General features: G+C 39.0%; 3 protein-coding genes and 1 pseudogene. All 4 read left to right on the top strand.

All coding sequences use genetic code 11. The annotated features are described in order from the left end of the window. Nucleotides 1–259 (top strand): annotated as a pseudogene (locus BXY_RS03155) (1,4-beta-mannosyl-N-acetylglucosamine phosphorylase); the annotation flags it as partial. Nucleotides 260–266: 7 nt separating this feature from the next. Then, the gene (locus BXY_RS03150; RefSeq protein WP_008775775.1) at nt 267–2,540 is read left to right on the top strand and encodes a GH92 family glycosyl hydrolase; all 2,274 of its coding nucleotides are present in this window, start codon (nt 267–269) and stop codon (nt 2,538–2,540) included. A 301-nt stretch (nt 2,541–2,841) separates the two neighbouring features. Then, the gene (locus tag BXY_RS03145) at nt 2,842–3,735 is read left to right on the top strand and encodes a sugar phosphate isomerase/epimerase family protein (RefSeq protein WP_008640537.1); all 894 of its coding nucleotides are present in this window, start codon (nt 2,842–2,844) and stop codon (nt 3,733–3,735) included. Between the two features lie 159 nt (nt 3,736–3,894). Further along, on the top strand, nt 3,895–5,098 hold a 1,204-nt coding region (locus tag BXY_RS03140), incomplete at its 3' end, for a DUF4992 family lipoprotein (protein WP_208946747.1).

The raw sequence follows: 5,098 nt of genomic DNA, 5'->3' as shown, positions 1-5,098 counted from the left end.
CCGTTACGCTATGGGAGCTGCCATATTGGATAAAGATCATCCGGAAAAAGTTCTTTACCGTACACGTGAATATCTGCTTGGTCCGGCTGCTCCTTACGAACTTCAAGGTGACGTTCCTAATGTCGTATTCCCCTGTGCTGCTTTGCAAGATGGTGAACGTGTTGCTGTTTATTATGGTGCGGCAGATACTGTGGTAGGTATGGCCTTCGGATATATAAAAGAGATTATTGATTTTACGAAACGAACGAGTATCATTTAATAAAGATATGAAACGTATTATATTAACTTACACACTTGCTTTTTCCCTTCTTTCCGCCTATGCGGGGGAAGGGGGGAGCCCTCCCCTTAAAAATACGGATAAAAGTCTTTTGATAGATTATGTGGATCCTTTTATCGGAACTACAAATTTCGGAACGACCAATCCGGGAGCGATTTGCCCCAATGGTATGATGTCTGTGGTTCCTTTCAATGTGATGGGATCTTCCGAAAACACATACGATAAAGATGCCCGATGGTGGTCTACGCCTTATGAATATACAAATTGTTTCTTTACCGGATATGCTCATGTGAATTTGAGTGGAGTCGGTTGTCCGGAATTAGGTTCTTTATTATTGATGCCTACTACCGGAGAACTGAATGTGGATTATAAAGAATATGGTAGTAAGTATAAGGATGAACAGGCCTCACCGGGCTATTATTCTAATTATCTGACTAAATATAATGTAAAAACAGAAGTTTCGGCTACTCCGCGTAGCGGTATTGCCCGGTTTACTTTCCCAAAAGGGAAAAGCCACATCCTGCTGAATCTGGGTGAGGGGTTAACGAATGAGAGTGGCGCTATGCTTCGTCGTGTAAGCGATAGCGAAGTGGAAGGAGTCAAACTACTTGGTACATTTTGTTATAATCCTCAAGCTGTATTCCCCATTTACTTTGTATTGCGGGTTAAGAAGAATCCTTCTGCAACAGGGTATTGGAAGAAACAACGTCCGATGATGGGGGTTGAGGCTGAATGGGATAAGGATCAGGGAAAGTATAAACTTTATACTCGCTACGGAAAAGAAATAGCAGGAGATGACATTGGTACTTATTTCTCCTTCGATACAGAAGAAGGTGAACAAGTAGAAGTACAAATGGGAGTTTCTTTTGTAAGCATAGAAAATGCCCGTTTGAATCTGGATCGTGAACAGGCTGGAAAGGATTTTGAGAAGATTCATGCGGAAGCACGTTCCAAATGGAATGATGACTTGTCACGCATAACAGTGGAAGGTGGTACAGATGCCCAAAAGACTGTGTTTTATACAGCGCTTTATCATTTGCTGATTCATCCTAATATTTTGCAGGATGTAAACGGAGAATATCCGGCAATGGAAAGTGATAAAATCCTGACAACCAAAGGTGATCGCTATACCGTATTTTCTCTTTGGGATACCTACCGCAATGTTCATCAATTGCTGACCTTGGTTTATCCGGAACGTCAGATGGAAATGGTGCGCACAATGCTTGATATGTATCGTGAACATGGATGGTTGCCTAAGTGGGAATTATATGGCAGAGAAACATTGACAATGGAAGGTGATCCGAGTATTCCGGTAATTGTAGATACCTGGATGAAAGGTTTGCGTGACTTTGATGTTGATTTGGCTTATGAGGCAATGTACAAATCTGCTACGTTACCGGGGGCGGAAAACTTGATGCGTCCTGATAATGATGATTATATGTCTAAAGGATATGTACCCCTTCGTGAACAGTATGACAATTCCGTCTCTCATGCATTGGAATATTATATTGCCGATTTTGCATTGTCTCGTTTTGCAGCTGCTTTAGGTAAAAAGAAAGATGCAGAGATGTTCTATAAACGTTCTTTAGGATACAAACATTATTATAGTAAAGAATTTGGTACTTTCCGTCCGATTCTCCCCGATGGAACGTTTTATAGCCCGTTTAATCCGAGACAAGGAGAGAACTTTGAACCGAATCCCGGTTTCCATGAAGGTAGTTCCTGGAATTATACGTTCTATGTACCACATGATGTATATGGCTTGGCGAAATTAATGGGGGGAAAGAAACCTTTTATCGATAAACTACAAATGGTTTTTGACGAAGGACTTTACGACCCGGCAAATGAACCGGATATTGCTTATGCTCATTTATTCTCATACTTTAAAGGTGAAGAATGGCGTACGCAGAAAGAGACGCAGCGTTTATTAGATAAGTACTTTACAACAAAACCTGATGGTATTCCAGGAAATGATGATACGGGAACGATGTCTTCCTGGGCTATTTTCAATATGATCGGTTTTTATCCGGATTGTCCCGGACTGCCCGAATATACATTGACGACTCCGGTCTTTAATAAGGTAACGATCCGGTTAGATCCGAAATGGTATAAAGAAAACGAATTGGTGATTGAAACCAATCGTACTCAACCAGGAGTTTTATATATTAATAAGGTACTATTGAATGGCAAGAAGTTCAATAAATATCATATCACACATGATGAACTTGTTCACGGCAAATATTTAAAGTTTGATTTGAAATAACACACAGTGTTTCATAGGTATCGTTTTTGGGTTGACAGGGCTGTCGGACTTCTAATAGTCCGGCAGCCCATTTTTTTACATTTACTTCTGTTATTACTTCTTCGAAAATAGTGACGGTATATGCCCGGGATAGTGACGGTATCGGACCAAGATAGCGTCACTATTTGTCTTGGATACCGTCACTATCTTACTTTTATTAAATTATACTCCGTAGTATTTTTAGTTATTCTCTGTTTTATAGGTGATTACAAAAATCTATTCCATACGTCTACTATGTAAATCGTATGCAATAAAATAAAAAATGAGAAGAAATTTATTTAAACATATCCTTTGGATATTGATACTTGCAGAGTGTTTTCCTCTATTGGCAATTGCCGGATCGCAGCAAAAGGAACAACGTTATAAAATAGCCGTATGTGACTGGATGATTCTGAAACGTCAGAAAATCGGTTCATTCCAATTGGTACATGAATTGAATGGTGACGGTGTAGAATTGGATATGGGTGGCCTTGGCAAGAGGGAAATGTTTGATAATAAATTGCGCAAGCCCCATTTCCAGCAATTATTTCGTGAAACTGCTCAAAAATATCAATTAGAAGTTTCTTCTATTGCTATGTCCGGTTTCTATGGACAGTCTTTTCTGGAACGAGCTAATTATAAAGATTTAGTTCAGGATTGCCTTCATGCCATGAAAGTGATGAATGCCAAAGTAGCCTTTCTTCCTTTGGGAGGAATCAAAGCCGGATGGGAAAAGATTCCGGCACTACGGACAGAAGTTGTAAAACGCTTGAAGGAGGTAGGAGATATGGCAGCTTCTGAAGGAGTGGTGATTGGTATTGAAACTCAACTGGATGCAAAAGGAGATGTGAAACTACTGAAAGAAATTAATTCTCCCGGAATCAAGATCTATTTTAAATTTCAAAATGCATTGGAGAATGGAAGGGATTTGTGCAAGGAGTTGAAGATTCTGGGGAAAAAGAGGATTTGCCAGATTCACTGTACGGACACAGATGGAGTGACTTTACCTTATAATGAACGATTGGACATGAATAAGGTGAAAAAGACACTGGATAAGATGGGATGGAGTGGATGGCTGGTGGTAGAACGTTCGCGTGACAAGAATGACGTGCGGAACGTGAAAAAGAATTATGGTACGAATATTAAGTATTTGAAAGAGGTGTTTCAACAGAGATAGGAGGATATTATGATATAGTTAAGAGAGAAAAAAGTGCAAAATCTATTTTTTTATTCTTTTAAGTGATTACATATTTTTTGATTGTACGTCTTTCCTTAAAAGAACTTTTAGATTTTGAAGATATAATATATTATTTTTGTTTAAATTAAAATTTAATCTATGAAGAGTAAGATGAAGATTAAAATGAAAGTTGTCGGGAGCATAGCTTGTTTATCGATGATTTTATTTATGGGCTCTTGTGCTGGAGATGGTTTTGATGAAGAAACCTTCTCCGGTGGCGTGACGAATACGCAATTGGATTCGCCGAAAGCATCGGATGTGGCTTTTGAAAAACTGGCTACAACTGAAAATAATGTAAAAGTTACTTGGTCTGTTGTTATGGGGGCAGGTGGTTATAAATTTTCTATGTACATTGTAGATGACCCTGATCATCCTGTAGCTGTAGTGAAGGACAGTATTGTAGACGGGACGGCTGTAGTATGTCCTTGGGTAGAAGATACGAACTATAAGGTTGAGATTGCAGCATTGGGGAATGAAAAGTTGAATAATACAGCTTCCGTTTCCGCCACTGAAATCAGTTGGTCTACACTTGTTGCCGCAACGCTTGTTCCTAATGGTACAGACTTGACTACATATTTTGCTGAACATCCGGTGACTACGGGAAAAGATACAGAAGTTGCTTTCGAACTGGAAGCAGGAGGGACGTATTATATTTCAGGAGATTTGAACTTTGGCGTAAATAATGTACAGTTGCGCGGAAATAAAACACGCGGGAATGCGAATGTGAAATTCACTGCTCCGGCTTCTATTATTACTTGTGGTGGAGGATTAGCCTTGAAGTTTATCAACTTTGATTGTGATGTAGTGACAGATGGGGCTTTTTTAAAGTTTGGTGATGTTCCGGAAGAGATATTGGATACAAAGAGAACCGATCATGGAAAAGTAACTAATCCTATGGTTATTCAATCTTGCAATATCAAGGCTGTTAGAAAATACTTAGTTCACATTAACGGAAAGAAGTATGGTATTCAAAATTTTGCAATCAGAAATTGTGTAATAGATTGCTATCAAGCTGCTGACCTGATAAACTTTAACTCTAGCAGTTCGATTGTGAAAGACTTCGAAATAAGTAACTCTACGATTTATAGTCATAACCAAAACGGTTCTCGTTTTTTACGTTATGGAGGTGGACAAACAACCAGTTATGATGGTTGGTCAAGAGGATCGATGACATTTATAAGCAATACATTCTATAATCTCTCCTATTCCGGACAGAGTTTTAATGGCAATGGTTGGTCACAGACACATAATGAGGTAATTTCAAAGAACAATTTGTTTATTGACTCATTTTCGGGAAATTTCA

Source organism: Bacteroides xylanisolvens XB1A, assembly GCF_000210075.1.
Classification (GTDB): Bacteria; Bacteroidota; Bacteroidia; order Bacteroidales; family Bacteroidaceae; genus Bacteroides; species Bacteroides xylanisolvens.
This window is presented reverse-complemented; position numbering and strand designations above follow the sequence as displayed.